This window comes from Streptomyces sp. G7(2002) (assembly GCF_028870195.1).
Classification (GTDB): domain Bacteria; phylum Actinomycetota; class Actinomycetes; order Streptomycetales; family Streptomycetaceae; genus Streptomyces; species Streptomyces nigrescens.
Map to the genome: position 1 here is coordinate 6,237,785 of NZ_CP102609.1, position 25,792 is coordinate 6,263,576.

A 25,792-nucleotide genomic window follows, 5' to 3' on the forward strand; every position below is an offset into this window, starting at 1 on the left:
AGTGAACTCCCCCGACGGCATGTCGGCAAGAGTTGGACCCCGTCCGGTCTCAGACGGGGTCCAACATGTGGGACGGGGCCGGGGCGCCCGGCAGGCTCAGCGGCGCGGCGTCCCCGGCGGCATCGACAGCTCGAACCAGACGACCTTTCCCATGCTCAGACGGGTCGCGCCCCAGCGCCGCGCCATCCGGTTGACGAGGTAGAGGCCCCGCCCGCCCTCATCCGACGGCCGGGCCTGACGCAGCCGCGGCAGCTGCGGAACATCGTCACCGACCTCGCAGCGCAGTACGTCCGTGCGCAGCAGCCGCAGCGTGATCGGCCGCTCCGCATACCGCACCGCATTCGTCACCACCTCGCTGACCAGCAGCTCCAGCTGGTCGGTCAGCTCATCGAGACCCCAGCGCGCCAGCGCCCGCCGGGCCAGCCGCCGGGCCTGGCCGGCCGTCTGCGCCTTCGGGTCCAGATACCAGTACGCGCGACATCGCTGGGCGCGATCCCGTCGAACCGGGCCGCCAGCAGCGCGATGTCGTCATCGCGGTCGCCGGGGCCCAGCATGTCCAGCACCTCGTCGCACATCGGCTCCAGCGGCGGCGGGTTGGGCCCCGTCAGCCGGGCCGTCTCCGCCAGCCGCTCCCGCAGCTGCTCGATCCCGGTCCACACGTCCCGGATCCGCGACTCGACCAGACCGTCCGTGTACAGCACCAGCGTGGCGCCCGCCGGGGCGTCCAGCTCCACCGCCTCGAAGTCCACCCCGCCGACACCGATCGGCGCGCCCGACGGCACCCGCAGCACCTCGGCGCGCCCGCCGCGGTGCAGCATCACCGGCGGCGGATGCCCCGCGTTGGCGATGGTGATCCGGTGCGCCACCGGGTCGTAGACCGCGTACATGCACGTCGCCATGCGGTCCGTACCCAGCCGCTGGGCCTGCTCGTCGAGGTGGTGCAGCACCTCCTGCGGCGGCAGATCCAGCCCGGCCAGGGTCTGGGCCGTGGTCCGCAGCTGGCCCATGATCGCGGCCGAGGTCATCGAGTGCCCCATGACATCGCCGACGACCAGCGCCACCCGGCTGCCCGGCAGCGGGATCGCGTCGTACCAGTCACCGCCCACCCGGGCCGTCTCGGCGGCCGGCAGATAGCGGCTGGCCAGCCGGACCCCGGTCGGCTGCGGCAGCGAGTCCGGCAGCATCGTGCGCTGCAGGGCATCGGCGATATACGCCTCGCGGCCGTAGAGCACCGCCTTGTCCACACCCAGCGCGGTGTGCGTCGCCAGCTGCGCCGCGACCAGCAGATCGTCCGGCTCGAACGCCGGGCGGTCCGGACGGCGCAGGAACACCGCCGCACCGATCACCCGGCGGCGGCCGCGCAGCGGCGCCAGGATCACCCGATGGCCGCCGGGCAGCCGCGGGTCAGGGCCCAGCAGCTCCGGCAGCGCCGTCCGCGCCGCCTGCGCCTCGCCGAACAGCGGGCGTACGCCCCGCAGCACCTCGGCCAGCGGACCGCCGGGCTCCACCTCGGCCAGCTCCGCCGCGCTGCCGCCCATCGCCGGGCCCAGATCGGGCTGCGCGGGCAGCACCGGCAGCCGGCCGCCGTTGGTGTCCGGCTCCTCCGGAATCCGGTCGGTACGGCGCAGCCGCAGCACCACCGGCCCGGTCGGGCGCTCATCGCCCACCGGCAGCGGGTCGCGCAGATAGACGAGGATGGCGTCGGCGAACGTCGGAACCGTCGCCCGGCACAGCCCGAGCACGATCTCGTCGAGGTCGATGCCCCGGGCGATCCGCCGCGTCGCCGCCCCGATGAAGCGCAGCCGGTCACCGCCCGCCTGCCGGGCCGCGGCCACCTCACCGCTCTCGCCCGGATGCGCCGAGCGGGCCGGCGCGGCGGGCAGCGGCTCCGGCGGCGGGCCGGCCGCCGCGGGCACCTGCGCCCCGGCGGCCTCCCCGGCCGCCGGCCGCGACACCTCACCGTGCGGGGCGCCCGGGGCCGCGGACCGTCCGCCGTGCGGCGCCTGCTCCGGCACCGTCCCGCCCGGCTCACCGCCGCGCGGCCGCGACCGCCCGGCACCGGACGGACCGCCGCCCTCCCGCGGCCGTCCGACACCCTCACCGCCATGGCGCGGGAGCTGACCGTGGTGCGGCTCCTCACCCGGCTCGGGCGCCTCGGCGCGGCCCACCGCGCCCTGCGCCACCCGCTGTCCGGCACGGGCCGTCTCCCGGCCCGCCCCGTCCGGCCGCCCGCTCGCAGGCATGGATACCTCCCCGTACGAGTCGCCGTACGCCTCCCCATACGGGACCGAGGCATCGCGTGCGGCGGCATGGCCGCCGCGGTGCGCGGCGGAGTGATCGGTGGCACGCCCGCCGGAGTGCCCGGCGGCGGCGCTGTCCGCGTCCGCCGTCGGGTCCCGCCGCGCCGCGCCGTGGTCCGCGGCCGGCTCGCCGTCGTCATGGCCGGCCGGCGAGCCCGCCGAGGCCGTGACGGTGACACCGGCGAGACCTATGTCGTCACCGCCGCGCACCGCGAAGCCGGTGCCGGGCACCGGAACGCACCCGGTCGTGCCGGGCTGCTGCAGGGCGCTGCGCGGGTCGGGGACCGCGCCGAGCGGCGCCGTCCCGGCCGGCCCCCGGGCAGGGGACAGCGAGGACGCGGCGGTCGAGGCCGACTGCCGCGATTCGTGGGAGGTGGGGTGCTCCGTCACGCGTGGGATTCCATCCGTCCGGGGCTGCGCGCCCGACGCGCCGCGTTCCGAGCGCGCCGCCCGTGCGGCCGCGCCCGACGCGCTGCGTCTCAAGCGCGTCGCAGGTGCAGAAAGAGCTGGATCTCGGGTGGTACGTCCGTACTTGACGGGGCGTATGCGTAGGCATCTTCCCCGACGACGTCGAAACCCGCGTCGTGCACGACCCGGCGCAGGTCGTCCCGCAGGTAACCCGATACCCGGATCGAGTTGCCCAGGAACGGAATCGTGAAGTCGTCCACATCCGCCTCGACCATCGACAGGGCAAGCAGCCCCTCAGGACGTAGCAGATCATGGAGCATGCCCAGTGCGTAAGGGATTTCGGCACGGGGCAGCATGAGAAGCGAGAAATAAGCGGCAATACCGTCGAAGGAGCCACGGCCGCCGAGTCGGCCGCTGCGCAGATCGGCGATGTCCAGTCGGTGGAAGTCGGCGCCCGGGACGTTCTGCCGGGCCAGTTTGATCATCGAGGGGGAGAGATCGATACCCACGACGCGATGCCCGGCGTCCGAGAGCTGGCGGGCGCTCGGCAGGCCCGTACCGCATCCGAGGTCCAGGATGCGCGAGCCGGCGGGCAGGGTGTCGGCGAGCCAGGCGCTCGAAGCGAGCTGGCCCTCCTTGTGCGGAAAGGCGTCGTCATACCGGTCGCCGATGGCGTCGAACGCCTCGGCCTGGCCGGCCCGGTCCAGTGCTAACCGGTTCAGCCCCTCATATCCGTCGTAGCTAGTCGCACTCACGACCTCGCCCCTCCTGCGACCGCGGTCAAGTTCGTTTTCCAGTTCTGGAGTTGCGCCTGTGCAGTCTTGCGGAGGACGATCCTACGTTTGAAGGCCCGGGGCGCAGCAAGGGGGCTCGGCCGTGCCTCTCGCCTCGCGGGAAACAGCTTTGCCCATAGGCGCACCTTTCCACGGTTCGCCCCCTTCACTCACGTCGTTTCACTTCACTCCCTCACGACCGCAAACGCTCCGGCGCGCGGTCCCAGTTCTCCGGGAGCCGGGGAACGCCCCAGGCCGGATCGGGCCGCCAATCCTCCCAGCCGTCGGCGTACGGCGCGCGCCAGGCCGCGATCTGTGCGATCGCGGCCCGGCCCGCGGATCTGACCTCGGCGGCCTGGGCGTCCGTCATCAGGCCGTCCCGCTGCGCCTGCGCGAACTCGTCCTCGTCCCGCCACTCCCAGTGCCGGTCCGGATAGACACAGATGTCGAGAAAGTGATCCTCGGAGTCAATGCCGCCCGCCCAACGGCGGCGCGGCTCCTCCAGATTGACGTACCAGTTCTTGAACTGCCAGCCGCGCTCCCAGAAGAGCCACACCGACCACGGGTCGCCGGGCCGGGCCAGCTTCAACACACCGGTGCCGAACCAGTGGTCACGGGCGGTCCGGCGCGGTTTGGTGTAGCGGGTGGACAGCGGCTCGCGGTGCACCGGCGTGCCGTCGGCGAGCACCGGCTTGATGCAGGCGGTGCCGGGCGCCATCCACACGGCCAGCAGCTCATCGGTGTCCTGGACAACGGTCATCGGCCGACAGATGTGGAACCGCCCGGCATCGGCGTTGTCGCGATAGCGCCAGAGGATGTGGTCCCCCGGCGCCCAGCGCGCCCCGTCCGCCGCCCGCTTCGCCCCGGCCGCCCCGCGACCGCCGGCCGTCTCGCCTTCCGTCGTGTCCACCATGTCCGCTGTCATGCGCAGATCTTAGAGGCGCGGCATGACGCGCGCCGTGACATGAGACGCACCGGGCGTTACGGACGGGGTATCCTGCGCCGCTCCGTTGTTACGGACGTGTCATCCGCAGCACATCCAGCGCCTCGTCCAACTGCGCCTCGCTCAGCAGCTCCCGCTCGACATAGCCGCCCTCCAGGACCACCTCGCGGATGGTCTTCCGCTCGGCGAGGGACCTCTTGGCGACCTTCGCCGCCTCCTCGTACCCGAGGTACTTGTTGAGCGGAGTGACGACCGACGGTGACGACTCGGCGTACTCACGGGCCCGTTCCACGTTCGCGGTGATCCCGTCGACCGTACGGTCCGCCAGCAGCCGCGACACATTGGCGATCAGCCGCACCGATTCGAGCACATTGCGGGCAATGACCGGAAGCATCACATTCAGCTCGAAGTTGCCGGCCGCCCCGGCCGCCGCCACCGTCGCGTCATTGCCGGTGACCTGCGCCGCCACCATCAGCACCGCCTCCGGGATCACCGGGTTGACCTTCCCCGGCATGATCGACGAGCCCGGCTGCAGATCCGGCAGCGCGATCTCCGCGAGCCCGGTCCGCGGCCCCGACGCCATCCACCGCAGATCATTGGCGATCTTCGTCAGACCGACCCCGACCGTCCGCAGCTGCCCACTGGTCTCGACGATCGCGTCCCGCGCCCCCTGCGCCTCGAAGTGATTGCGCGCCTCGGTCAGCGGCAGCCCGGTCGCCCGCGCCACCTCGGCGATCACCGCGGCCGAGAACCCGGGCGGCGTGTTGATCCCCGTCCCCACCGCCGTACCGCCCAGCGGGAGTTCCGCCAGCCGCGGCAACGACGCCCGCAGCCGCTCGACGCCGTACCGCACCTGGGCGGCATAGCCGCCGAACTCCTGCCCCAGCGTCACCGGTGTCGCATCCATCAGATGCGTCCGCCCCGACTTCACGACCTCGGCGAACTCCTCGGCCTTCCGCTCCAGGCTCTCCGCCAGATGCTCCAGCGCCGGGATCAGATCGTCGAGAACCGCCGAGGTCGCCGCGATATGGATCGAGGACGGGAAGACGTCGTTGGACGACTGGCTCGCGTTGACGTGATCGTTCGGATGCACCTGGCGGCCCAGCCGCTCGCTCGCCAGCGTCGCGATGACCTCGTTGGTGTTCATGTTCGAGGACGTCCCCGACCCCGTCTGGAACACATCGATGGGGAAGTGCTCGTCCCACCGCCCCTCGGCGACCTCGTTAGCGGCCTCCTGCACCGCCTCCGCGATCTCCTTGTCCAGCACCCCCAGCTCGCCGTTGACCAGGGCGGCCGCCCCCTTGATCCGCGCCAGCGCCGCGATGTGCGCCCGCTCCAGCCGCTGCCCGGAAATCGGGAAGTTCTCCACCGCCCGCTGTGTCTGCGCCCGCCATTTCGCATGCGCGGGCACCCGCACCTCACCCATGGAGTCGTGCTCGGTCCGGAAGCCGTCGGAGTCGCTGTCGCCGGATCCGCTGAAGTCGCCGTTTTCGCTCATACCTGTTTCAGTACCCGCGGCCGCCGATCTGTTCCCGGATACGGAAGCCCGCTCACCCGACGGCGCACGCACGAGGGCCCGGCTCCGAAGAGCCGGGCCCTGGTACGTCATCGCTGCGACGTCACCCCTTGCACTGCCTCGCGTACTCCACCTGGTACGCATCGACGGCGCTGAGCTCGGCCTTGGCCTTCGCCTTGTACTGGGCGACCTTGTCCCGGTCCGGGTGAGCCTTGCCGGCTTCCTTCTTGGCGAGTGCCTGGTACTTGTCGGCCGCGATCGTGTGCTGCCTGATGGCCTTCTCGATGCTGTCGCACTTGGCGCTGCTCGCCGCCGCGGTACCCACCGGAGCGGCACTGGCCGGCGCGACCCCGGCGAAGGCGATACCGGCAACCGCCACGGATGTGACGGCAACTGCCAGCGAACGGCTCATTTTGCGCATGCTGCGTATCCCCCATGTGGTCATGAAATCAGTGACGTGACACAGGTCAGGTGTCACTCGAACAGTGTAGTGATCATGGCCGTCGCGGGTCTCCGGGTTCCGCCCTCGCAGATCCGTCCTGACCGGCCGTCACGGCTGTTGCCTGACGGGGCGTTGCCCGAGGGCCCGCACACAGCAACGATGCCTCCCCGAGCGCTCGGAGAGGGCCGGAGCAGGGCAGCGCAGACGTTGAGATCCGTTTCATCTTGTTTGAACTGGCTGGATCAACGGGGCGAATTGCTGCGGGCATTGACTGTTTATGTTGATTTTGGTGCGCTTGCCCGCGCACCGCGTCAGATGCCCGCGCACCGCGTCAGGCGTCGGATGCGGCGCACCGACTACTCCGCCGACGGAACCACCCGGACCGAGGTGGGCACGGTCACCCTGCCGGAGGTGACGCCCACTCATGACGTGAATCCCCCCGGATCCCCGACTCCCTGCTGGAGGCCTCCATGCGTGTGCTCTCCCGTTTACTGTTCACCCTCTCCCTCCTGCCCCCTCTGCTCGGCGTCCCCCTGCTCACCGCGGGCCCCGCGCAGGCCCTGGACAACGACCTGGCCCGCACCCCGCCGATGGGCTGGAACAGCTGGAACACCTTCGGCTGCAACGCGACCGAGCAAATCGTCAAGGACACCGCCGACTTCATGGTGTCCAGCGGCATGCGCGACGCCGGCTACCAGTACCTCACCATCGACGACTGCTGGATGGAACGGTCCCGCGACTCCGAAGGCCGCCTCGTCCCCGACGCGGCCAAGTACCCCCACGGCCTGGCCGAACTCGCCGCGTATGTCCATGGCAAGGGCCTGAAGTTCGGCGTCTACGAGAGCCCGACGTACCACACGTGTCAGGGCTTCCCCGGAAGTCTTGGTCATGAGCAGAAGGACGCCGACACCTTCGCCTCGTGGGGCGTGGACTTCCTCAAGTACGACAACTGCACGGCCAGCGACCCCGACCAGCGGCCCGGCGACGAAAAGCTGCCGCTGGAGACCCGGGACAGCACCATGCGCGACGCACTCGAACGAACCGGCCGTCCGATCGTCTTCAGCCTCTCGCTCCAGCCCGCGGCGCAGGGCGAGTCCCCCTGGGAGTGGGGCAGGAGCGTGGCCAACATGTGGCGCATCGACGGGGACCGGGACGCCTCCTTCGACGGCCTCAAACGCCTCATCCACACCGACTTGGACAAGGCGAAGTGGGCCGGCCCCGGCGGATGGAACGACATCGACATGCTGGGGACCGGAAACTACGCCTTCGCGTCGGGTTCCAACGACCCCAACAAGCGCCTGACGTATGACCAGGAGAAGTCCGAGCTCTCGGTCGCCGCAGTGCTCGCGGCCCCGCTGATCTCGGGTGCCGACCTGCGTACCCCCGCGGCCGCCGGCGGTTCCGGCTTCCCCATCAGTGACCAGGACCGGAGCGTCTACCTCAACAAGGACGTCATCGCCGTCAATCAGGACAGCCGTGGCGAACAGGGCACGGCGGTCACCACCGAGAACGGTCTGAACGTGCTGCGCCGCCCCCTGGCCAACGGCGACGTCGCCGTGGCCCTGTTCAACGAATCGTCCTCACAGGCCGTCATCTCCACCACCGCGGCGGCCGTCGGCCTCCCGGCGAACAGCACCGGCTACCACCTCAACGACCTGTGGGCGCACTCCAGCCATGTCAGCACCGACGGCACCATCAGCGCCACCGTTCCGGCCGGCGGCACCGTGCTCTACCGGGTGAGCCCGCGGCCCCCCGCCAGGTCCGTGTGGTGGCCGGTGACCGGCTCGATCCGTACGGGCTGAGTCAGGCGTGGCCACCCTGCGCCTGTCCACGTCATCGAGGCTGGTAGGACCGGGTGTTGGGCCCCTGAGGCGCTCATTCCGCACCTGCGCTACGAGATCGTCTTTACACTCGGTGAACACAATTTCGGTTCACAGCAGAGGAGATGGAATGACACAGCCTCCCTTCGCCACCCTGTCCGCCGCGCTGGCGTCGCTGGGGACGGCGCTGGGCGCCCTCGCGGTCCAGTTGCGCGCGGTCGGTTACGAGCAGTACGTCGAGTCCGTGGCCACCGCCAGCGTTTTGATGTGGACCACCGCATGCCTGACGGTCGTCACGTGGGTCCGCTTCCGCCGGACGAACTCGCACTGAGTTCCACAGAATTCGACGGGCGCCGGGGCATCAGCCCCGGCGCCCGTTGCATGCCGGCTCGTCCGCCCGGTCAGGAGAGCTCTGCGAGCAGGTAGCCGCCGTATGTGAGGACCACGAACCCGTCATCGATCAGCCGGGCCCGTACCAGCAGGCCCGTCACCACCAGGATCGCGGGCGGAAGCAGAGCGGCCACGAGGTCGGCGGCCCGGCGGGCGGTGTGCCCTTGGCCGGCGAATATCGCGCTGCTGTCACGGGAGGGCGCGGTGCCCTCCGTGGAGTTGGCCGTCATGGCAGTGCCCGCTATCGCGCACTGCTCCGGGGATGTCCGTAGAGCCCCCTCCCTCCCGTCCTCCCCTCCCAACGACCTTGAGCGACTGCTCAAAACCCTCTACGCTGCGTTTTAAGCAGTCGCTCAAAACGTCTGGGACGGGGGAATCCCTATGGGTCTGTACGTGGAGGCGCGCATCCGCGCCGGGATCGATGAGGTCTGGGACCGCAGTCAGCTGCCGGACCGGCATCAGCGCTGGGACCTGAGGTTCAGCGAGATCGACTATCTGCCGTGCGAGCCGGGGGAGCCGCAGCGCTTCCGTTACGCCACCCGCGTCCTGCCGTTGCTCACGGTCGACGGCACCGGCGTCTCGGCCGGTGAGCGGAACCGGCCCGACGGCACCCGGACTTCCGCCCTCCGCTTCGCCTCCGCACACCCGCTGTCGCTCATCGAGGAGGGCCGCGGGTACTGGCGGTACGTCCCGGACGGTGAGGAGCTGCGGTTCCTCACCGGATACGACTACCGGCCGCGCTGGGGACGCTTCGGCCGGGTCGTCGACCGGCTCGTCTTCCGGCCGCTCATGGGCTGGGCCACCGCCTGGTCCTTCGACCGGCTGCGGCTGTGGTGCGAGCGCGGGATCACCCCGGAGCGGTCGCTGCGCCACGCCCTCGCCGAGCTGTTCGCCCGTATCGCCGCGGTCCTCGTCACCGCAGCCGTGGTCCCCGGCGCCGGGGCCGTGGGCCCCGTCCTCGCCGTGGCAGGGGCCGCGCTGCTGCTGCCGCCCCTGTCCGTCACCCCTGCCGCCCGCCGCTGTCTGCGCCGCCCGCCGGAACGGGCCGGACGCAGCGAGAGCGCTGCCGCCCCGACCGCCCTCCTCGCCACCCTGGAGAAGTCATGACCTCGATATTCCAGCGCGCCCTGGGAGCCGACTTCGACCGGCTCCACCCGAACATCCGGCGGCGCTTCTCCGTCGGGCTCGACAGCGGGGAGGCGTGCATCGGGAGGGGCACGATGGACCGGATCTGGCACGGCCGCAGCTTCGTCCGGCCGTTCCTGGCCCTCGGCGGCAGCCGCCACATCCTCGTCCCGCAGACCGGCCGGGACATCCCCTTCGTCATCGAGAACGTCCCGTACACCGACTCCTTCGGCCGTGAGACCGTCACCTTCGTCCGGACGTTCTCCTTCCCGCGCCGCCCCCGCCGCTTCGACGCCACCATGGTCTTCAGCCCCGAGCGCGGCTGCGTCGTCGACTACCTCGGCACCCACCAGCACCTCGCCACCGACCTGTACTTCACGGTGGACAGCACCGGGGCCCTGATCATCCGCTCCGGCGAGCACCGCTTCCGGGAGGGGCCGGTCGACGTCCGGGTGCCGGACCTGATCGGGGGCGATGCGGTGGTGCGCGAGTCGTACGATGATGCGGCCGGGCTGTTCCGTATCCAGGTGAGGGTCGGCAACCGGCGGTTCGGCCCCCTCTTCGGATACGAGGGGTCCTTCTCCGCCGAGTTCGTGAACATCGCCGAGCGAGGGGTGCGCGCCGGGCTGCGGCCCTTGCGCGAGGAGGTCAGAACATGAGCGCCGATACCCGTACGAAACTGCTCGCCGGTGCGCTGCAGACGCTCATCGAGCAGGGCATCGCCAAGACCTCGGCCCGCAGCATCGCCACCACCGCGGGAGTCAACCAGGCCCTGGTCTTCTACCACTTCGGCAGCGTCGACGAACTCCTCGCCGCCGCCTGCCGGTACGGCGCGGAACAGCGCGTCGCGCACTACCGCGAACGCTTCGCGCAGGTCGGCAGCCTCGCCGAACTCCTGGAGCTGGGGCGGGAGCTGCATACCGAGGAGCGCGCCGCCGGCCATGTCGCCGTCCTCGCCCAGCTCCTGGCCGGGGCCCAGACGCAGCCCCGGCTCGCCCCCGCGACCGTCGCCGGACTCGCCCTGTGGATCGAGGAGATCGAACAGGTGCTGGCGCGGGTGCTGGCCGGGACACCGATCGCCGCATTCGTGGACGTCACCGGCCTCTCCCGGGCACTCGCGGCGGGCTTCGTCGGCCTGGAGCTGTACGAGGGCGTGGACCCGGAAGGGGCGCTGGGAGCCCTGGACGCACTGGAGCAGCTGTCCGGACTGCTCGGCGTGCTGGAGGACCTGGGCCCGGTCGCCCAACGCGCCGTACGCGCCCAGCTCCGCCGCGGCACCGCCCGACGCGCCCGAGCGACGCCGGAAGCACGGTAGCGGCCTTTCGCGAGAGGACCTGCCCGAGGCCCGGCCGCACCATGAAGGGCCCGACAGCTGCCTCGGACGGGAAGGGGAACATCTCATTTCCCCCTGCGGACAGTCGGCGCTGTGGTCAACTGAGCGCTATCTGGCTGTAGACAAGGGGATGATCGTGGATGCCGAGCGTCTCTGTGCACACCTGTGGCAAGGGCCGGAGTGCGTTGACCGGGTGGAATCCCCGCCGGGGAGTCCTTCGCGCGCTTCCGTTGGTGGCCGTCCTGCTCGCGGGCACCGTTTCCTGCGGAGGGGGTTCCGAGCCCGCACCGAGCGGCAAGGACCGTTCGACGAAGCCCGCGGCGAGTCCATCGGCGGAGGCCAAGTCCCCCCGGCCGAAGGTGACGGGACTGGTCACCTTAGCGGGCACCAATTTCGCCGTCTTCGATGTGAAGACCGGCAAGGAGACAGTGGACGCGTTCCTGCCGCATGACGCCAAGCCCAATGTGTGGAAGAGGGAAGCCTTTTCCTCCGACTGGCGCAAGGTCGTCTGGACCACCGGTGAGGGGGAACTCTTCATCGGGGGCTACACAGACGTCGGGCGCGGGACCGGTCTCTACGGGAAGAAGCCCTTGAGGATCGGCGGTCGGCCGACATACTCCGGAGGGAAGCCCGTATACGCCCAGCCTCGCTTCGGCCCCGATGGCACGAGGGTGTATTTCCTGGCCAACAACGAAACGGTGTACTCCGCCGACCCGGAAAAGCCTGAAGACCTCAGGAAAGAGCTGGCTCTCCCGAAGGGCACATTCTCCGCGGACGACGAGCTGACCTGGGATGTCACGGATGCCGGTGACGTGGTGAAGACCAAGGCCGTCCACCCTGAGAAGACACTTGAGGCGACCAGCTCCGACGGGAAGAAAACCATCGTCCACACCGACCACGGCTGGTTCCTGAAGGAGAAGGGCAGCTCCGCGGAGCCGAAGCTGCTGTTCGAAAAACTCGTGACCTCCGACGGAAAGCCCGTGCAGGTCTACGCCGACTTCGGTCCGGGGCTCGACATCATCGGCTGGTACTGAGCGCGGCAAAGGCCACGGGCCCCTGGCGGGTGCCAGGGGCCCGTGGGCGGTACTGCGAGCGGGTCAGTTCCCCGAGCGCACCGGAATGCTCGTGAACGTGGGCGCCGGCGCCGGGTCCTGGAAGAAGTCGTTGCCCTTGTCGTCGACGACGATGAAGGCGGGGAAGTCCTCGACCTCGATCTTCCAGACGGCTTCCATGCCGAGTTCCTCGTACTCCAGGACCTCGACCTTCTTGATGCAGTCCTGGGCCAGACGGGCCGCGGGGCCGCCGATGGAGCCCAGGTAGAAGCCGCCGTGCGTGCCGCAGGCGTCGGTGACCTGCTGGGAGCGGTTGCCCTTCGCGAGCATGATCTTGGAGCCGCCGGCGGCCTGGAACTGCTCGACGTAGGCGTCCATCCGGCCCGCGGTCGTCGGGCCGAAGGAGCCGGAGGCGTAGCCCTCGGGGGTCTTGGCCGGGCCCGCGTAGTACACCGGGTGGTTCTTCAGGTACTCCGGCATCTCCTCGCCGGCGTCCAGCCGTTCCTTGATCTTCGCGTGCGCGATGTCGCGGGCGACGACCAGCGTGCCGGTGAGGGACAGGCGGGTCTTGACCGGGTGCTTGGTCAGCTCGGCCAGGACGTCGTCCATGGGGCGGTTGAGGTCGATGGCGACGGCGTCGAGGTCGGGGCCCGCGCCCTCGGTCAGTTCCTCGTCCGTCGTCTCCGGGAGGAAGCGGGCCGGGTCGGTCTCCAGCTGCTCCAGGAAGACGCCCTCGGCGGTGATCTTCGCGACGGCCTGGCGGTCGGCGGAGCAGGAGACGGCGATGGCGACCGGGCAGGACGCGCCGTGGCGCGGCAGCCGGACCACGCGGACGTCGTGGCAGAAATACTTGCCGCCGAACTGGGCGCCGATGCCGATCTTCTGCGTCAGCTCGAAGACCTTCTCCTCCAGCTCCTTGTCGCGGAAGCCGTGGCCGGTGGGGGAGCCCTCGGCGGGCAGCTCGTCGAGGTAGTGCGCGGAGGCGTACTTGGCGGTCTTGAGGGCGTACTCGGCCGACGTACCGCCGACGACGATCGCCAGGTGGTACGGCGGGCAGGCCGCGGTGCCCAGCGAACGGATCTTCTGCTCCAGGAACTTCATCATGGAGGCCTCGTTGAGGACCGCCTTGGTCTCCTGGAAGAGGAAGGACTTGTTGGCGCTGCCGCCGCCCTTGGCCATGAAGAGGAACTTGTAGGCGCCGCCGTCGGTCGCGTACAGCTCGATCTGGGCGGGGAGGTTGGAGCCGGTGTTCTTCTCGTCCCACATGGTCAGCGGAGCCATCTGCGAGTAGCGCAGGTTCAGCTGGGTGTAGGCGTCGTAGATACCGCGGGAGAGGGCCGCCTCGTCGCCGCCCTCGGTCAGGACCTGCTGGCCGCGCTTGCCCATGACGATCGCGGTGCCGGTGTCCTGGCACATGGGCAGGACGCCCGCGGCGGCGATGTTGGCGTTCTTGAGCAGGTCGAGCGCGACGAAGCGGTCGTTGGCGCTGGCCTCGGGGTCGTCCAGGATCTTGCGGAGCTGGGCGAGGTGGGTGGGGCGCAGATAGTGCGAAATGTCGTGCATCGCCTCGGCGGCCAGCTTGCGCAGCGCCTCCGGCTCGACCTTGAGGAACGTACGGCCGTCGGCCTCGAAGGTGCTCACACCCTCCGAAGTGACGAGACGGTACGGGGTGTTGTCCTCACCTACGGGGAGCAGGTCGGTGTAGGCGAATTCCGGCATTGAAGGTCATTCCTTACTCGGAGAGGTCCGGCTGGCATCTACGGCAGCGCCTCAACAGCGTAGAACCCTGGCGAGCGGACGCCGCTGTGAGGTAAGGCTCAGTCGGCGCGTGGCCGGGTCCGTTCGATTCCTAGTCGCGATCTATCGCGTTTCGGTACGCTGGGCCGGTGGATGCAGACAACGGGGGACGTCCGGGCCCTGAGACCCCGCCCGGACCGCTTCAGGAGCAGGACCGGCTCCAGGAGCGGCAACCGCTGAACATGACCAAGCCGGCGGCCGGGGCGCCGGCGCCGCCCGCGGTGGCCGAACGCGATATCCGGGCGTCCGACGCGGACCGCGACCGGATCGCCGGGATCCTCCGCGAGGCGCTGGCGGAGGGCCGGCTGGACCCGGAGGAGCACGCGGAGCGGATCGACACGGTCTACCGCGCGAAGACCATGGGCGAACTGGAGCCCGTCGTACGGGATCTGCCCGCCGCCGGCGCCGGCCGCCCGCAGCAGGACTCCGCCGGGTACGCCTACGGGCCCGGCGCCCCGGCCCCCGACCAGAACCTCGTCGCGGTCTTCAGCGCCGCCGTCCGCAAGGGCCGCTGGCAGGCCCCGGCGCGGATCAACGCCGTGGCGTTCTTCGGCAGCGTCGAGATCGATCTGACCGAGGCGGTCTTCCCGCAGCAGCAGATCCAGATCAATGTCACGGCCGTCTTCGGCAGCGTGGAGATCCAGGTCCCGCAGAACATCACGCTGCGCAGCAGCGGCTCCGGCATCCTCGGCAGCTTCGAGGTCGAGTCCCATGACGCGGAGGACGCCGACGCCCCGCAGGTGCTGGTCAACGGCTATGCGGTGCTGGGCAGTGTGGAGGCCAGGCCCAAGCGCGGCGCCTGGATCCGCGATCTGCGCGACCGGCTGGTCGAGGGGCACCGGGAGATGCGCCGGCAACTGCGCGACGAACACCGCGAGCGCCACCACCAGCTGCGCCAGGAACAGCGGGAGTGGCACGAGCAGCACCGCTCCGAACGCCGCGAGCGCCGGGACCGGTTCCGTAAGGGCACGGACCACTGACGGCGGCGGACGGGCCGCGGCCGGCGGTCGGCGGGCGCTGCTAAGGGGCGTTCGCCGTCGTTCCCGGAGGGTTCGTCCGCTGACGCTTTTCTCGTTGTCGCACGATCGCCACGGTGTGCATAAGCGTGCGTACAGCGGGTAGGGCTGGTGCATCGTCTCTCGTACGGCTGCGGGGTGCGGAAAAAGGCCGTGCGCAGCGAGACGGGCAAGGGTGATTCTCGCGCCGAAGCCGTCGTCAGGAGTAGACCGTGCTGCTACCGCATCAGCCCCTGCAGGATGCCGCTGTCGTTCCGTCCCAGCAAATGCCTGCTCGCGATGAGGCCGGCCCCTGGCATTCGGAGGCGGTGTGCCGCCGGGACGAAGCCGGGCTGTTCTTCGCTCCGTCCAAGGAGCCCACCGCCGCGCGACTGGCCAGAGAAGAGGCCGCGAAGCGGGTCTGTGCCCGCTGCCCCGTGATGGTCGAGTGCCGGGAGCATGCGCTGCTCCAGCCCGAGCCGTACGGCGTCTGGGGAGGTCTGACCGCGGCCGAGCGCCGGGTCGTGCTGACCCGCCGGCGGCGCCGGGAGAGCGAGCTCCAGCGCACGGCCCATATGCCCGCGGCGGGCTGACCGTCGCGGCACCGGCTTCGGCCCGTACGGCGCACCACAGCACGTAGGGGTCACTTCGCCCCCGCCGGAGACTCTCCGACGGGGGCGAAGTGTGTGTACGGGGGCGGGCGTTACGGGCCCGCCGGGGCGCCGCTAGCTGGGGCGCTCGAAGTCCACCGAGCTGTAGGCGCGCAGCTTCGACAGCCGGTGCTGGGAGTCGATCTGGCGGATGGTGCCGGACTTGGAACGCATCACCAGGGACTGGGTGTAGGCGTTCTCTGCGCGGTAGCGGACACCGCGCAGCAGTTCGCCGTCGGTGATGCCGGTGGCGACGAAGAAGACGTTGTCGCCGCGGACCAGGTCGTCGATCTCCAGCACCTTGTCCAGGTCGTGCCCGGCGTCGAGCGCGCGCTGCCGCTCCTCGTCGTCCTTGGGCCACAGCTTGCCCTGGAAGGTGCCGCCCAGACACTTCAGCGCACAGGCCGCGATGATGCCCTCGGGCGTCCCGCCGATGCCCAGCAGCAGGTCCACGCCGGTGCCCTCGCGGGCCGCCATGATCGCGCCCGCGACATCGCCGTCGGCGATGAACTTGATCCGGGCGCCGGCTTCCCGGACCTCCTTGACCAGGCCCTCGTGGCGGGGACGGTCCAGGATGACCACCGTGACATCCTCGACCGCGGACTTCTTCGCCTTGGCGATCCGCTTGATGTTCACGGCCACCGGTGCCGTGATGTCGACGAAGTCGGCGGCCTCGGGGCCCGTGGCGAGCTTGTCCATGTAGAAGACCGCGGACGGGTCGAACATCGAGCCGCGCTCGGCCACCGCCATCACGGAGACGGCGTTCGCCATGCCCTTGGCGGTCAGCGTGGTGCCGTCCACCGGGTCCACGGCCACGTCGCACTCCGGGCCGGTCCCGTCGCCGACGCGCTCACCGTTGTAGAGCATCGGGGCGTTGTCCTTCTCGCCCTCCCCGATGACCACGACGCCGTTCATCGAGACGGTGTGGATCAAGGCGCGCATGGCCTTGACCGCCGCGCCGTCCGCGCCGTTCTTGTCACCTCGCCCTACCCAGCGGCCCGACGCCATGGCACCGGCCTCGGTCACCCGGACGAGCTCCAGGGCGAGGTTGCGGTCCGGGGCCTCGGGGCTGACCTCGAGTGGGGACGGGAGATGATGCTCGGTCATCGAGCGCACCTTTCTGTACGGCGACGGCCGTGAAGGATGAGGGTGATACCGACCTTATCCGTACCTCGCCAAAATGAGCAGAGGGCCCCACGCATGAGCAGCCGCGGGGGAGCCGGGGGACCGGTTGTTTGCGCAGGTCACGACCATCACCGGGGGGCCTGTCGGGTCCGCGGCGGCCATAGGGGACCATAGGGACGTGGCAGGTATGCGAGGCAGGCAAACGGTGCGGGACATGGTCCTGTCGCTGGCGGTGATCGGCATCCTCGTCGGGGCGATCTACATCTTCATCCCGCACGACGAGAGCGCGGACGCGGCGAGGAACGCGGTCAAGCGGGTCGACTACCGCGTCGAACTGATCACGGCCCGTCGGGCGGCGCCCTATGCGGTCGCCGCGCCCGAGGGGCTGCCCAAGACCTGGCGCGCCACCTCCGTCTCCTACAAGGCGAGCGAGGACGGCAAGGGCGGCGCCTGGCATCTGGGCATGCTCGACCCGGAGCAGGAGTACGCGGCCATCGAGCAGAGCGATGCCATGCCGCGGAAGTTCATCCAGGACGTCACGCTCGGCGCGGCCAAGGCCGAGGGCAAGCAGGCCGTCGGCAGCAAGAAGTGGGACCGCTACCAGGGCGACAAGTACCGGGCGCTGGTCCGTGAGGAGTCCGGGGTGACCACGGTCATCACCGGCACCGCGCCGTACGGGCGGCTCGCCGATCTGGCCGCCGCGCTGGTGGCGAAGAAGGGCTGACCAGCCGGGACATCGATGAGGCCGCCGCACCCTCCGGGAGGGTGCGGCGGCCTCATGCGTGGAGCTGCGGGAGCGGGCTCAGACGGCGGTGACGGCCTCGTCGAAGTCCAGCCGCGGCGAGCGCGGGTGGAAGGCGTCGGCGCCCGGCTTGCCGATGTTGATGACGAGGAAGGACTTCTGCTTGCCGTCGCCGAAGAACTCCTTGTCGATGCCGGTGAAGTCGAAGCCGGTCATCGGGCCGGCGGCCAGACCCGCGGCGCGGACGCCGACGATGAAGTAGCCGGCCTGGAGGGTGGCGTTCTGGGTGCCGGCCACCTCGCGGGCCGCGGCCTGGGAGAAGAAGGAGTCCTTGATGCCCGGGGCGGCCGGGAAGAGCTTCGGCAGCTTCTCGTGGAAGTCCAGGTCCACGGAGAGGACCGCGGTCAGCGGCGCGGTCAGGGTCTTCTGGCCGTTGGCGCCCATGGCGTGGGTGACCAGACGCTGACGGGCCTCCTCGGAACGGACCAGGGTGATCCGCAGCGGGGTCTGGTTGAAGGCGGTCGGGCCGTACTTCACCAGGTCGTAGATGGCCTGGATCTGCTCGTCCGTCACCGGCTCGTCCGTGAACGTGTTGGCGGTCTGGGCCTCACGGAACAGGAGGTCCTGAGCGGCGGCGTCAAGGGCGAGAGACATAAAGGGCACCTCGGTGAGTCAGATGGGGGGTTCAGGTCAGGCGGTCCTGCTGGCACTGCGGTGAGTGCGGTGCCGTCACAGGGTGCTACGAGAACCACTGTAAACGGAATAGATTAAGTTTCAACTAAAATGGGATCACTGTGAGTCGGTTCACAGGGACCGGCTTTCGTTCCGGGGTCCGGAAGGCCGCTGGGGCCGCCCCCCAGGGAGAGACACCCCCTAGGCGTGCTCCTAGGCGTGCTTCTAGGCGCGCTCCGCCCCGGCCTCGTCCGGCGACTCCGCCAGCGCCGCGTCCAGCCGCGCCCGCGCACCGTCCAGCCAGCGGCGGCAGACCTTCGCCAGCGCCTCGCCGCGCTCCCACAGCGCGAGCGACTCCTCCAGCGTCGTGCCGCCCGCCTCCAGGCTGCGGACGACCTCGATCAGCTCGTCCCGCGCCTGCTCGTAGCCGAGTGTGGAGTCCACCGGGGCCACCTGCGCCACCCCGGCCGCCGCACCCTGCTCCGCGTCCGCCGCGTTGTCCGTCTTCGCCTTCGCCATGTCTCCCACCCTAAGAGTCTGTCCGTGCACTATTCGGCGGCCGTGGCAGCGCCCGGGGCGCCGTCCACCCGCACCGTGAACTCGCCCTCGGCGACCCGGGCCCGGAGGGTCTCGTCCGCGCCGACCTCCCCGGGTGAGCGCACCGCCGCACCGTCCGGCTTCTGCAGGACCGCATAGCCGCGCTCCAGCGTCGCCTTGGGGGAGAGCGCGACCACCCGCGCCAGGGTGTGCGTCAGCTCCGAGTCGGCGCGGTCCAGCAGATGCCCCAGGGTCCGGCGGCCACGCTCCAGCAGCGCCGTGACCTGCTCCTCGCGGTCCTCGATCATCCGCTGCGGCCGCTGTATGCACGGCCGCTGCAGCGCCGCCGCCAGCCCCCGCTCCTCCCGCTGCAGAAACCCGTCGACCGCCCGCCGCGCCCGCTCCCGCAGCTGCTCGACCCGGGCCAGCTCCTCGCCCACATCGGGCACCACCTTCTTCGCCGCGTCCGTCGGCGTCGAGGCCCGAAGATCGGCGACCAGATCCAGCAGCGGACTGTCCGGTTCATGGCCGATCGCCGAGACGACGGGGGTCACGGCCGCGCTCACGGCCCGTACGAGCTGCTCGTCCGAGAACGGCAGCAGATCCTCCACGCTGCCGCCGCCCCGGGCCACGATGATCACGTCCACCTCGGGCAGCGCATCCAGCTCCTGGACCGCCGCGACCACCTGCGGGACGGCATGCACGCCCTGCACCGGCACATTGCGCACCGCGAAGCGGACGGCCGGCCAGCGGTGCCGGGCGTTCTCCAGGACGTCCCGCTCCGCGGCGCTCGCCCGGCCGCAGACCAGCCCGATCAGCTGCGGCAGAAACGGCAGCGGCTTCTTGCGGTCCGCCGCGAACAACCCCTCCGCGGCCAGAGACTTCTTCAACTGCTCAAGGCGCGCGAGGAGTTCACCGACCCCGACCGGTTTGATCTCGGCGGCCCGCAGCGACAGCTGGCCGCGCGGGGCGTACCACTCCGGCTTGGCGTGCACCACCACCCGGGCGCCCTCGCTCACCACATCGGCGACCTTGTCGAAGACCTGGCGGTAGCACGTCACGCTCACCGAGATGTCGTACGACGGGTCGCGCAGCGTCAGAAAAACCACCCCCGCGCCGGGCCGCCGTGAGAGCTGGGTGATCTGCCCCTCGACCCACACCGCGCCGAGCCGCTCGATCCAGCCGCCGATGAGCCGGGACACCTCGCCGACCGGGATCGGCGTTTCCGGGGACGTAGAAACAGCCATACGAGCGAGAGTAGCGGCGGGCACTGACAGTGGCCGCGGCCGCGCGGCCCGTGGCCGGCCGGGAGGCGCCCCGCGGCCGTGTCCGTCGGCCCGGCGTCCGGTCCAGCGTCCGGCCCGGTCTGCGCCCCCGCCGCCGGTCGCCCCCCCGGCCGCTCCCGCCGCCGGTCGCCCCCCCGGCCGCTCCCGCCGCCGGTCACCGCCCGCCGCCCCCGCAGCCGCGGCCGGTCCCCGTCAGCCCCGCGCCCCGCCCGCCCGCGCCCGTCCACCGTGCTGCACCGCCAGCACCACGAGCCCCGACACCAGCCAGACCCCGCCCACGAGCTGCGCGGTGGCGGACGCCTCGACGACCACCGCGACCACCACCGCCAGCCCCAGCAACGGCACCACCGCACGCCGCAGCACACTCGGTGGCCCTCCTCCGGGCTCTCCGGTCCGCCCGACGAGCTCTCCGCTCCGCCCACCGAGCTCCCCGCTCCGCCCGACGAGCCCGCCGCTCCGCCCGAGCGGCGGGCGCCCCCGTCGTCCGCGGACCCAGAACCAGCCGATCACCGACGCGTGCAGAAGTCCGAACGCCGTCAGCGCCCCCACGTTCACGATTGACGACAGCTGCGCGAGCCCGTCGTCCCTGCGGGCCGCGCCCACCGCCGCCACCAGCGTCACCAGGGCCGCCCCCAGCAGCGCCCGGCGCGGCACCCCGCTGCCCGCGTCCACCTTCGACATCGCCCCCGGCAGCCGCCGGTCCCGGGCCATCGCGAACAGCAGCCGGCCGGCCGCGGCCTGCCCCGCCAGCGCCGCGAACGCCGCACCGACCGCCTTGCTCACCGCCACCAGGTCCTGCAGCCACCGGCCCACCGCCGAGTCGGCCGTGGCGTAGAACGCCGCGCCCTGCTCCGCGGGCCGGGCCGCCAGCTCCGCCGCGCTCACCGGCATCAGCAGCGCCGCCAGATACGTCTGCACGGCGAACAGCACACCGGCCACCACCAGACAGCTCAGCACCGCCCGCGCCACCCGGTCCGGCCCGCCGGGCCCCCGGCCGTCCTCCCCGCCCCCGGCCTCCTCCGCGAACGAGGCGATCGCGTCGAAGCCCAGATAGGACAGCACCGCCACCGACACCGCGGCCAGCACCGCCCCGGCCGAGAAACCGCCCTCACCGGTCAGCGGCTCGGCCCAGCCCCGCGGAGCCCCGTGCGCGATCAGCTCGACGACCGCCGACACCACGAACACCGCGAGCACCACGATCTCCATCGCCAGCACCGCGAACCCGGCCCGGGCCGCGGTCCGTACGCCCGACAGATTCAGCAGCGTCGTCACGGCCACCGCCAGCGCCGTCCACACCCACGGGTGCACGGACGGCACCAGCGCGTGCAGCGCGATCCCGGAGAACAGATACGCCACCGCCGGAATCAGCAGATAGTCCAGCATCGCCATCCATCCGGCGACGAACCCCGCGCCCTCGCCCAGCCCCACCCGGGCGTACGTGTAGACCGACCCGGCCCGTGGGGCGACCCGCACCATCTGGGCGTACGAGAAGGCGGTGAACGCCATCGCGACGGTCGCGACCAGGTAGACGAGGGTGACCGCACCGTGCGACGTGGCCTGCAGCGCGCCGAAGATTCCGACCGGCGCCATCGGGGCGATGAACAGCAGCCCGTAGACGAGCAGATCCCGGAAGGTCAGCGTCCGCCGCAGCGCCCCGGTAGCGGCGGAACCCCCGCCCCCGCCCGCGGCGCCGTCCGCCGCCCCCTCCTCCCCACTGCCGCCCGTGACCGGCATCTGTCCTCCTCGCTGCGTGCCGCCCTCAGTCTGGGCCAGCGGTGCGATCTTCGGGGGCGGGGGCGCGCCTTTACGATGGGACGCATGACTTCCTCGCCCAGCCCGACTCCCGCCACCACCCCGGGCGAAGCCGCTTCGCGCCGCAGGGTCCTGCTCGCCGCCCCCCGTGGATACTGCGCGGGCGTGGACCGCGCCGTCATCGCCGTCGAGAAGGCCCTTGAGCAGTACGGCGCCCCCGTCTACGTGCGCCACGAGATCGTGCACAACAAGTACGTCGTGAAGACCCTGGAGAAGAAGGGCGCGATCTTCGTCGAAGAGACGGAAGAGGTGCCCGAGGGCAACATCGTCATCTTCTCGGCGCACGGCGTCGCCCCGGTCGTCCACGACGAGGCCAAGCGCGGCAAGCTCGCCACCATCGACGCGACCTGCCCGCTGGTCACCAAGGTGCACAAGGAAGCCGTCCGCTACGCCAAGGAGGACTACGACATCCTCCTGATCGGCCACGAGGGCCACGAAGAGGTCATCGGCACCAGCGGTGAGGCGCCCGAGCACATCACCCTCGTCGACGGCCCCAAGGACGTCGAGAACGTCGAGGTCCGCGACCCCGACAAGGTCGTCTGGCTCTCCCAGACCACGCTCTCGGTCGACGAGACCATGGAGACGGTGGACGCCCTCAAGGGCCGCTACCCCAACCTCCTCTCGCCGCCCAGCGACGACATCTGCTACGCCACCCAGAACCGTCAGACCGCGGTGAAGCAGATGGGCGCCGAGGCCGATCTGGTCATCGTCGTCGGCTCCAAGAACTCCTCGAACTCCGTGCGCCTCGTCGAGGTGGCGCTGGGCGCCGGCGCCCGCGACGCCCACCTGGTCGACTACGCCGAGGAGATCGACGAGGCCTGGCTGGAGGGTGTCGGCACGGTCGGCGTCACCTCCGGTGCCTCCGTCCCCGACGTTCTCGTCCACGGTGTCCTGGACTGGCTCGCCGCGCGCGGCTACGAGGACGTCGAGACCCTCACGGCCGCCGAGGAGTCCATCCACTTCTCGCTGCCCAAGGAGCTCCGCCGCGACCTGCGCGCCGAGGCCAAGGCGGCAACCGAGGACTGACCCCCGCCGCTGCCGGTTCGCCGTCCGGGCCATGAGTCGACTCATCCCGGGGGCGAGCCGCCCCGTCCGCGCCTAGCCTTTTCCCATGAAGGTCTTCGGTGTGGACATCGGCGGATCGGGCATCAAGGGCGCCCCGGTGGATCTGGCGCGCGGCGATCTCGCCGAGGAGCGCTACAAGGTACTGACCCCGCACCCGGCCACCCCGGAAGCGGTCGCGGACTGCGTCAAGGAGGTCGTGGACCACTTCGGGTGGTCGGGGCCGGTCGGTGCGACCTTCCCCGGTGTGGTCACCGACGGGACGACCCGTACCGCCGCCAATGTCGACAAGGGCTGGATCGGCCTGGACGCCGACGCCCTGCTCACCGGCCGGCTGAGCGGCGAGGCCGCCGGCAGCCCCGTCACAGTACTCAACGACGCGGACGCGGCCGGGCTGGCCGAGATGCGCTACGGCGCGGGCCGCGACCGGACCGGCACGGTCGTCGTGCTCACCCTCGGCACCGGCATCGGCAGCGCGATCTTCATCGACGGCCGCCTCGTCCCCAACACCGAGCTCGGCCACCTGGAGCTGCACGGCCATGACGCCGAGAAGCGCGCCTCCACGAAGGTCAAGGAGGACGAGGGCCTGAGCTGGCAGCACTGGGCGCACCGGGTCCAGAAGTACCTCGCCCATGTGGAGATGCTCTTCTCGCCCGCTCTGTTCGTGATCGGCGGCGGGGTGAGCCGTAAAGCGGAGAAGTTCCTGCCGCTGATCGAGGGCATCAGGGCCGAGATCGTGCCGGCTCAGCTTCAGAACAATGCGGGGATTGTGGGGGCCGCGATGGCTGCGCACGCCGCTCGGGCTGGCGAGCCACCTGCCTCGGACGGTTCCCGGGCCGCGGCCGGGTCCGGTCGGCGGACCGCGTCGGCGGCCGGTTCTGCTGCCCGCGCGGTGCGCTCTGCGGTCGACTCACCGGTCGGCTGGCCCGACGACGGGCGATGATCAGCGCCCGCCGGACGATCGCGAGCAGCGCGCAGACCAGCGTGCCCGCGTAGAGCCAGCCCGCGTTCAGCGCGAGGACGGTGAAGAGGCCCATCAAGAGCCCCTCGAAGCCGTCCCCGCCGTGCTGGATCGGCAGCGCGCCGAGCGTGAAGGCGATCGGCAGGGTGACCGGCGCACAGACCAGGTCGTACGGCCGCACCCACACCGCCGCGCCGATGCCCACCAGCAGGTAGCAGACGCCGTACGCGGTCGGTGCGCCGCCGAACAGCAGCCGGTCCACGAAGGCGAACGCCAGCAGCGCCAGCGTCGCCAGCAGCCAGCAGCCGAGACCGGTGAGCTTGGCGGCCGGCATCCGGCGCTGCGGGCCGGCCGGCGGGTCGGGGGCCGGGCGCCGCGGCGGCGCCCGGTGGACGGCGGAGGACTCCGCGCCCGCCGAGGGAGCCGGGCCGCGTCCGGGGACCGCGGCCGCCGCCGGCCGGGAGGGTGCCCGGAGGGCCCCGGCCGGCGCGGGACCACGCGGCGCGGCGTGCACGGCGGCCGTGGCGGAGGCCGGTACGGACGCGAACCCGGAGGCCCGCATCGCGGAGGCGTCGTCGGGATCGGGGGTCACGGCCTCCGCGGGGCGCGGGAGCCGGGCGTCCTGGCCCGCTGGCGGCCGTCCGGACCGCGGCGGGCTGTGCTGGGGCGTGCGCGCTTCGTGTTGCTCCACCCGGCAACGGTAGGCCGCTAAGTGGTATTAACCGGTCGCGGGACACGCGCTTTCGCCGACCTTGCGGCCGAGTTCGCTACGGGCCGGGGGCGGGGCGCGGCGCGGACCTGTCCCGGTGGCGGCCGCTCGGCCCGCGCCGCCCCGTAGACTGGTGGATCGGCCCTCCCGGGGCCGCTGCCCACCCCACCACCTCTCGCTCGGAAGTCGAGTCGCCACGTGTCGCTCACGATCGGAATCGTCGGTCTGCCGAATGTCGGCAAGTCGACCATGTTCAATGCCCTGACCAAGAACGACGTGCTGGCGGCCAACTACCCGTTCGCCACCATCGAGCCGAACGTCGGTGTCGTCGGCGTCCCCGACCCGCGTCTGGCCAAGCTGGCGGAGATCTTCTCCTCCCAGAAGATCCTCCCGGCGACCGTCGACTTCGTCGACATCGCGGGCATCGTCCGCGGCGCCTCCGAGGGTGAGGGCCTGGGCAACAAGTTCCTCGCGAACATCCGCGAGTCCGACGCGATCTGCCAGGTCATCCGCGCCTTCAAGGACGAGAACGTCGTCCACGTCGACGGCAAGATCTCGCCCAAGAGCGACATCGAGACGATCAACACCGAGCTGATCCTCGCCGACCTCCAGACCATCGAGAAGGTCCTGCCGCGCCTCCAGAAGGAGTCGCGCATCAAGAAGGACATCGCCCCGAAGGTCAAGGCGGTCGAGGAGGCCAAGGCGATCCTGGAGAAGGGCGACACGCTCTTCGCCGCGGGCATCGTCCAGGGCTCCGGCAACGAGGAGCTCCTGCACGACCTCCACCTCCTCACCACCAAGCCCTTCCTCTACGTCTTCAACGTCGACGAGGACGAGCTGACCGACGAGGACTTCAAGAACGAGCAGCGCGCCCTGGTCGCGCCCGCCGAGGCGATCTTCCTGAACGCCAAGCTGGAGGCCGACCTCGCCGAGCTGGACGACGACGAGGCCCTGGAGCTCCTCCAGTCCGTGGGCCAGGACGAGCCCGGCCTCGCCACCCTCGCCCACGTCGGCTTCAACACCCTCGGCCTGCAGACCTACCTGACGGCCGGCCCCAAGGAAACCCGCGCCTGGACCATCAAGAAGGGCGCCACGGCCCCCGAGGCGGCCGGTGTCATCCACACCGACTTCCAGAAGGGCTTCATCAAAGCCGAGGTCATCTCCTTCGCCGACCTGGTCGAAACCGGCTCGGTCGCCGACGCCCGCGCGGCCGGCAAGGCCCGCATGGAGGGCAAGGACTATGTGATGCAGGACGGGGATGTGGTGGAGTTCCGGTTCAACGTCTAGTCCACGCCTGCGCATTGGCGTAGCGACCTGGCACACGTCCAGGTCGGACGGGGTC

General features: G+C 71.0%; 23 protein-coding genes and 2 pseudogenes. 12 read left to right on the top strand and 13 right to left on the bottom strand.

The window, feature by feature from the left end; all coding sequences use genetic code 11:
• Positions 1–96: 96 nt before the first annotated feature.
• The 5 genes and pseudogenes from NUT86_RS26615 to NUT86_RS26635 all read right to left on the bottom strand — a co-directional run bounded on the left by NUT86_RS26615 (position 97) and on the right by NUT86_RS26635 (position 6,352).
• Positions 97–2,243: pseudogene (locus NUT86_RS26615) on the bottom strand (SpoIIE family protein phosphatase).
• Positions 2,244–2,779: 536 nt separating this feature from the next.
• Positions 2,780–3,463, bottom strand: coding sequence for a class I SAM-dependent DNA methyltransferase (locus NUT86_RS26620; protein WP_018089337.1), 684 nt, complete (start codon positions 3,461–3,463; stop codon positions 2,780–2,782).
• A gap of 211 nt (positions 3,464–3,674) precedes the next feature.
• Positions 3,675–4,406 carry a cytidylyl-2-hydroxypropylphosphonate hydrolase gene (gene fomD / locus NUT86_RS26625; protein ID WP_371874825.1) on the bottom strand — a complete coding sequence of 244 codons (732 nt, stop codon included), beginning with the start codon at positions 4,404–4,406 and terminating at the stop codon, positions 3,675–3,677.
• Positions 4,407–4,494: 88 nt separating this feature from the next.
• Entirely contained in the window at positions 4,495–5,922 is a 1,428-nt protein-coding gene (locus tag NUT86_RS26630) for a class II fumarate hydratase (RefSeq protein WP_274737934.1), read from the bottom strand.
• 121 nt (positions 5,923–6,043) lie between these two features.
• On the bottom strand, positions 6,044–6,352 hold the full coding sequence (locus NUT86_RS26635) for a hypothetical protein (RefSeq protein WP_141725544.1): 309 nt from the start codon (positions 6,350–6,352) through the stop codon (positions 6,044–6,046).
• Between the two features lie 500 nt (positions 6,353–6,852).
• On the opposite strand from NUT86_RS26635, the gene NUT86_RS26640 reads away from it, so the two are divergent.
• Both NUT86_RS26640 and NUT86_RS26645 read left to right on the top strand, forming a co-directional pair.
• Positions 6,853–8,184, top strand: a complete 1,332-nt coding sequence (locus NUT86_RS26640; RefSeq protein WP_274737936.1) for a glycoside hydrolase family 27 protein — start codon at positions 6,853–6,855, stop codon at positions 8,182–8,184.
• 148 nt (positions 8,185–8,332) lie between these two features.
• Positions 8,333–8,533: an SCO3870 family protein gene (locus NUT86_RS26645; protein ID WP_018089342.1), complete on the top strand. Its 201-nt coding sequence runs from the start codon at positions 8,333–8,335 to the stop codon at positions 8,531–8,533.
• 70 nt (positions 8,534–8,603) lie between these two features.
• Here NUT86_RS26645 and NUT86_RS26650 read toward each other — a convergent pair whose 3' ends face one another.
• Positions 8,604–8,822, bottom strand: a complete 219-nt coding sequence (locus NUT86_RS26650) for a hypothetical protein (RefSeq protein ID WP_274737939.1) — start codon at positions 8,820–8,822, stop codon at positions 8,604–8,606.
• Positions 8,823–8,973: 151 nt separating this feature from the next.
• Between NUT86_RS26650 and NUT86_RS26655 the strand changes: the two genes are divergently transcribed.
• The 4 genes from NUT86_RS26655 to NUT86_RS26670 all read left to right on the top strand — a co-directional run bounded on the left by NUT86_RS26655 (position 8,974) and on the right by NUT86_RS26670 (position 12,084).
• Entirely contained in the window at positions 8,974–9,699 is a 726-nt protein-coding gene (locus NUT86_RS26655) for a hypothetical protein (protein ID WP_159486358.1), read from the top strand.
• Complete coding sequence (locus NUT86_RS26660) at positions 9,696–10,376, top strand: DUF4166 domain-containing protein (protein ID WP_274737942.1); 681 nt, start codon at positions 9,696–9,698, stop codon at positions 10,374–10,376. The genes NUT86_RS26655 and NUT86_RS26660 overlap by 4 nt, the downstream gene beginning before the upstream one ends.
• Positions 10,373–11,032 (top strand): TetR/AcrR family transcriptional regulator, encoded by a 660-nt coding sequence (locus NUT86_RS26665; protein WP_109892377.1) that lies wholly within the window; start codon positions 10,373–10,375, stop codon positions 11,030–11,032. The genes NUT86_RS26660 and NUT86_RS26665 overlap by 4 nt, the downstream gene beginning before the upstream one ends.
• A gap of 251 nt (positions 11,033–11,283) precedes the next feature.
• A complete protein-coding gene (locus NUT86_RS26670; RefSeq protein ID WP_274737944.1) occupies positions 11,284–12,084 on the top strand; it encodes a hypothetical protein in 801 nt (266 codons plus the stop codon).
• Positions 12,085–12,147: 63 nt separating this feature from the next.
• Here the strand turns inward: NUT86_RS26670 and NUT86_RS26675 are convergent, their stop codons facing one another.
• Positions 12,148–13,821, bottom strand: a complete 1,674-nt coding sequence (locus NUT86_RS26675) for a fumarate hydratase (RefSeq protein WP_093637580.1) — start codon at positions 13,819–13,821, stop codon at positions 12,148–12,150.
• Positions 13,822–13,988: 167 nt separating this feature from the next.
• Here NUT86_RS26675 and NUT86_RS26680 point away from each other — a divergent pair, with 167 nt between their 5' ends.
• Together NUT86_RS26680 and NUT86_RS26685 are read left to right on the top strand one after the other, a co-directional pair.
• Positions 13,989–14,879, top strand: a complete 891-nt coding sequence (locus NUT86_RS26680; protein ID WP_274737946.1) for a DUF1707 SHOCT-like domain-containing protein — start codon at positions 13,989–13,991, stop codon at positions 14,877–14,879.
• A gap of 302 nt (positions 14,880–15,181) precedes the next feature.
• A complete protein-coding gene (locus tag NUT86_RS26685; protein WP_078518586.1) occupies positions 15,182–15,487 on the top strand; it encodes a WhiB family transcriptional regulator in 306 nt (101 codons plus the stop codon).
• Between the two features lie 132 nt (positions 15,488–15,619).
• Here the strand turns inward: NUT86_RS26685 and glpX are convergent, their stop codons facing one another.
• Positions 15,620–16,651 carry a class II fructose-bisphosphatase gene (gene glpX / locus NUT86_RS26690; protein WP_093637586.1) on the bottom strand — a complete coding sequence of 344 codons (1,032 nt, stop codon included), beginning with the start codon at positions 16,649–16,651 and terminating at the stop codon, positions 15,620–15,622.
• Positions 16,652–16,856: 205 nt separating this feature from the next.
• On the opposite strand from glpX, the gene NUT86_RS26695 reads away from it, so the two are divergent.
• Positions 16,857–17,393: a DUF4245 domain-containing protein gene (locus tag NUT86_RS26695; protein ID WP_266439489.1), complete on the top strand. Its 537-nt coding sequence runs from the start codon at positions 16,857–16,859 to the stop codon at positions 17,391–17,393.
• 78 nt (positions 17,394–17,471) lie between these two features.
• Here the strand turns inward: NUT86_RS26695 and NUT86_RS26700 are convergent, their stop codons facing one another.
• The 4 genes from NUT86_RS26700 to NUT86_RS26715 all read right to left on the bottom strand — a co-directional run bounded on the left by NUT86_RS26700 (position 17,472) and on the right by NUT86_RS26715 (position 21,640).
• On the bottom strand, positions 17,472–18,065 hold the full coding sequence (locus tag NUT86_RS26700) for a malonic semialdehyde reductase (RefSeq protein WP_018089353.1): 594 nt from the start codon (positions 18,063–18,065) through the stop codon (positions 17,472–17,474).
• 243 nt (positions 18,066–18,308) lie between these two features.
• A complete protein-coding gene (locus tag NUT86_RS26705) occupies positions 18,309–18,602 on the bottom strand; it encodes an exodeoxyribonuclease VII small subunit (RefSeq protein ID WP_274737950.1) in 294 nt (97 codons plus the stop codon).
• A gap of 29 nt (positions 18,603–18,631) precedes the next feature.
• Entirely contained in the window at positions 18,632–19,867 is a 1,236-nt protein-coding gene (gene xseA, locus NUT86_RS26710; RefSeq protein WP_262042054.1) for an exodeoxyribonuclease VII large subunit, read from the bottom strand.
• A 231-nt stretch (positions 19,868–20,098) separates the two neighbouring features.
• Positions 20,099–21,640 (bottom strand): APC family permease, encoded by a 1,542-nt coding sequence (locus NUT86_RS26715; RefSeq protein WP_274737951.1) that lies wholly within the window; start codon positions 21,638–21,640, stop codon positions 20,099–20,101.
• 84 nt (positions 21,641–21,724) lie between these two features.
• Between NUT86_RS26715 and NUT86_RS26720 the strand changes: the two genes are divergently transcribed.
• Together NUT86_RS26720 and ppgK are read left to right on the top strand one after the other, a co-directional pair.
• A complete protein-coding gene (locus NUT86_RS26720) occupies positions 21,725–22,744 on the top strand; it encodes a 4-hydroxy-3-methylbut-2-enyl diphosphate reductase (RefSeq protein ID WP_051104100.1) in 1,020 nt (339 codons plus the stop codon).
• Between the two features lie 85 nt (positions 22,745–22,829).
• A complete protein-coding gene (gene ppgK, locus NUT86_RS26725; RefSeq protein ID WP_018089358.1) occupies positions 22,830–23,723 on the top strand; it encodes a polyphosphate--glucose phosphotransferase in 894 nt (297 codons plus the stop codon).
• Positions 23,724–23,784: 61 nt separating this feature from the next.
• Here the strand turns inward: ppgK and NUT86_RS40485 are convergent.
• Positions 23,785–24,303 (bottom strand): annotated as a pseudogene (locus tag NUT86_RS40485) (DUF6542 domain-containing protein); the annotation flags it as partial.
• A 345-nt stretch (positions 24,304–24,648) separates the two neighbouring features.
• Between NUT86_RS40485 and ychF the strand changes: the two are divergent.
• On the top strand, positions 24,649–25,737 hold the full coding sequence (gene ychF, locus NUT86_RS26730; RefSeq protein ID WP_018089359.1) for a redox-regulated ATPase YchF: 1,089 nt from the start codon (positions 24,649–24,651) through the stop codon (positions 25,735–25,737).
• The last annotated feature ends 55 nt before the right edge of the window (positions 25,738–25,792 follow it).

Coding starts and splice junctions, on each gene's coding strand:
- fomD (WP_371874825.1), bottom strand. CDS start 4,406: ATGACAGCGGACATGGTGGACACGACGGAAGGCGAGACGGCCGGCGGT.
- NUT86_RS26630 (WP_274737934.1), bottom strand. CDS start 5,922: ATGAGCGAAAACGGCGACTTCAGCGGATCCGGCGACAGCGACTCCGAC.
- NUT86_RS26635 (WP_141725544.1), bottom strand. CDS start 6,352: ATGAGCCGTTCGCTGGCAGTTGCCGTCACATCCGTGGCGGTTGCCGGT.
- NUT86_RS26640 (WP_274737936.1), top strand. CDS start 6,853: ATGCGTGTGCTCTCCCGTTTACTGTTCACCCTCTCCCTCCTGCCCCCT.
- NUT86_RS26645 (WP_018089342.1), top strand. CDS start 8,333: ATGACACAGCCTCCCTTCGCCACCCTGTCCGCCGCGCTGGCGTCGCTG.
- NUT86_RS26650 (WP_274737939.1), bottom strand. CDS start 8,822: ATGACGGCCAACTCCACGGAGGGCACCGCGCCCTCCCGTGACAGCAGC.
- NUT86_RS26655 (WP_159486358.1), top strand. CDS start 8,974: ATGGGTCTGTACGTGGAGGCGCGCATCCGCGCCGGGATCGATGAGGTC.
- NUT86_RS26660 (WP_274737942.1), top strand. CDS start 9,696: ATGACCTCGATATTCCAGCGCGCCCTGGGAGCCGACTTCGACCGGCTC.
- NUT86_RS26665 (WP_109892377.1), top strand. CDS start 10,373: ATGAGCGCCGATACCCGTACGAAACTGCTCGCCGGTGCGCTGCAGACG.
- NUT86_RS26675 (WP_093637580.1), bottom strand. CDS start 13,821: ATGCCGGAATTCGCCTACACCGACCTGCTCCCCGTAGGTGAGGACAAC.
- NUT86_RS26685 (WP_078518586.1), top strand. CDS start 15,182: ATGCCTGCTCGCGATGAGGCCGGCCCCTGGCATTCGGAGGCGGTGTGC.
- glpX (WP_093637586.1), bottom strand. CDS start 16,651: ATGACCGAGCATCATCTCCCGTCCCCACTCGAGGTCAGCCCCGAGGCC.
- NUT86_RS26695 (WP_266439489.1), top strand. CDS start 16,857: ATGCGAGGCAGGCAAACGGTGCGGGACATGGTCCTGTCGCTGGCGGTG.
- NUT86_RS26700 (WP_018089353.1), bottom strand. CDS start 18,065: ATGTCTCTCGCCCTTGACGCCGCCGCTCAGGACCTCCTGTTCCGTGAG.
- NUT86_RS26705 (WP_274737950.1), bottom strand. CDS start 18,602: ATGGCGAAGGCGAAGACGGACAACGCGGCGGACGCGGAGCAGGGTGCG.
- xseA (WP_262042054.1), bottom strand. CDS start 19,867: ATGGCTGTTTCTACGTCCCCGGAAACGCCGATCCCGGTCGGCGAGGTG.
- NUT86_RS26715 (WP_274737951.1), bottom strand. CDS start 21,640: ATGCCGGTCACGGGCGGCAGTGGGGAGGAGGGGGCGGCGGACGGCGCC.
- NUT86_RS26720 (WP_051104100.1), top strand. CDS start 21,725: ATGACTTCCTCGCCCAGCCCGACTCCCGCCACCACCCCGGGCGAAGCC.
- ppgK (WP_018089358.1), top strand. CDS start 22,830: ATGAAGGTCTTCGGTGTGGACATCGGCGGATCGGGCATCAAGGGCGCC.